The organism is Rhizobacter sp. P3_B12 (genome assembly GCF_056402895.1).
In genome coordinates, this window is record NZ_JBFUGN010000962.1 from 1 (window position 1) to 2,323 (window position 2,323).

The window sequence follows — 2,323 nt, forward strand, 5'->3', positions numbered from 1 at the left end:
TGCTGGTGCTGTGGGTGGCGGCGATCTTCCTGTACCAGGCGGTGCGTGGGCTGTGGGGCGTGCGCGCACCGGCACCGCTCGCACCGCGGCGCGACAAGCGCTTCGGCGTGCTGGTGCCGGCGCACAACGAAGAAGGTGTGCTCGGGCCGCTGTTCGCATCGCTCGCGCGCGTGGACTTCCCGCGCGAGCAGTTGGCGATCCTGTTCGTGGCCGACCACTGCAGCGATGCGACGGTGGCCGAGATCCGCGCCGCCGGCTTCGACTGCCTGGATCGGCAGAGCGGTGCGCGCGGCAAGACGGCAAGCCTCGCCGAGGGCATCACGGCACTGGAGGCGACGCATGGCGAGGCACTCGACGCAGTCGCGTTCTTCGATGCGGACAATCTCGTCGACCCGCAGTTCTTCCAGCAGGCGGCAGCCGGCTTGCATGAAGGCCACGCGGTGCTGCAGGGCCGGGTCGGCGTGCACAACTGGCAGGCGACGCTGTTCTCGCGGCTGAACTACATGAACGCGGTGGTGGAGAACCGGCTGGAGGAACTGGCGCGCAGCCAGGCTGGCTGGAGCTGCAACCTGCGCGGCCACGGCATGGTGTTCCGGCGCGACGTGCTGCAGCGCATGCCCTGGCATTCGGACACGATGGTCGAGGACCAGGAGATGCTGGTGAAGCTGGTGTGCAGCGGCCAGCGGGTGCACTGGCTGGAGCATGCGCGCGCGTCGAGCGTGATCCCCGAGACGGCAAAGGAAGCGGCCGCGCAGCGCAGGCGCTGGGCGGGTGGGCGATCAGCGATCGTCGGGCGCAGCGTGCGGGCGCTGTGGGCGCGCTTCCGTGCAAGCGGCGATGGTGCGGCGCTGAACCTGCTGATCGACTTCCTGCTGCCCTCGCACGCGGTGCAGCTGAGCCTGCTGTTCGTCGCGATCGTCGTGGCGGCGGCCGTCTGCGGGCTCGCTTCGTGGCAGTTCGTGCTGGCCTTTGCGCTGCTGCCGGCCTACCTGCTGTACTTCATCGCCGGCAACCTGCTGAGCGGCGTGCCGGTGAAGACCTTCCTCGATATCCTGTGGGCGCCGGCGTTCATCGCATGGCGCACCTGGATCTACCTGTCGAGCTTGAGCGGGGTCAAGCGCTGGCGGTGAGCTGGTGCTGCGTGCGAACCGACGATTCTGCCGGCTGCGCGCAACGCCTGCGCACTCACTTCGGATCGCCGGATTCCTGCGCCAGGGTGCTTCCCATCACCCTGGCTTCGCTCCAGCGCGTTGATGTGGAGGGTTCCAGATTCGATGCTGTCAGACGCCTCTCGTGCAGCTTGATGCAAATGCCATTGTTTTCGATGAGCTCGCCCATCACCTTGCGCACGATCTCCAGGGCCTTTGTGATGAGGGTCAACACATTGGGGTTCTTGCCCTTTGCGAGGAGATTGGCCACGGCCGAGCACTGAAAGGATTCGCCCGGGCGGCTTGCCAGGATGAGCATGATCAGCAGCGCTTGCCGGCGGATCGTGCCGTGCATTTGATCGCCATAGGTGAACTCGCCGCTCAGCGCATTCAGCACACGGCCATCGCCGAACGTCAAGGTTGCGGATCTGTCGAGAAAATCGGCCAACGTGCTGTCCGCCGTTTCGTCGATGCCTCTCGAGCGCAGGAGGTGCGCCTTCTCCTCAGGGCTGCACGACTTCACCAGTTGACAGTAGCCGGGGTGCCCCTCGCAGGCGCAGACGACCCCGCCCGTCAACGCGTTGTTGAACTCGTGGATCAACGCTCTTGCCCTGCGCAGCTCCAGGTGTGATTTGGAACGTATCTTGACTCTTGTGAGCACCATCAACTCCACGATGCTGCAGACACCATCGGGCTTGATCGCAAAGAGTTGCAGCAGCCTGTGCGGCATGCCTTGCGCCTCGCCCTGCAGGCTCATCTCGTGCTGGCCAATGCGCCAAGTCAAGGAATTCGCGGACGGGAGATTCACGGATTGGCGATTGCTCACCTGGGCCGCTGCTCGTTGACGCTCGAGGGAGATGCGCTCCCTCAATGGCAGTTCGAAATGGCCGGGCGACGGCGACAGTTGATCCGTTCGATGCACCTCCATGCTTTCCGGCCGCTGCCGCGAGCTTGACTTCAAAAACTCACGGCCAATGACCACTCCAGTGGCACCAAGCTCGATGACGCCTCGGATCTCATTGCGAGCACCCTTAACCGCTGAATTCAAGCGATAGGCCCTTTGATCATCGGAGCCTCCCTTTCCAGACAGGATGTTGTCCATGTCAGAGATGCTGAAGACCGTGCCCGGCAAGCTCGCGCAGACCAGAATCAGCAGCACGGCTTGCGCTCGTATC

2 protein-coding genes are annotated in these 2,323 nt (G+C 64.5%); one reads left to right on the forward strand and one right to left on the reverse strand.

Going from position 1 to position 2,323, the window contains the following annotated elements:
- A partial coding sequence (locus tag AC1D01_RS30720) for a glycosyltransferase family 2 protein (protein ID WP_477873191.1) occupies nucleotides 1–1,130 on the forward strand: 1,130 nt, incomplete at its 5' end.
- Nucleotides 1,131–1,185: 55 nt separating this feature from the next.
- On the opposite strand, the gene AC1D01_RS30725 is transcribed toward AC1D01_RS30720, so the two are convergent.
- The coding region (locus AC1D01_RS30725) for an MDR/zinc-dependent alcohol dehydrogenase-like family protein (protein ID WP_477873193.1) at nucleotides 1,186–2,323 on the reverse strand (1,138 nt) is incomplete at its 5' end.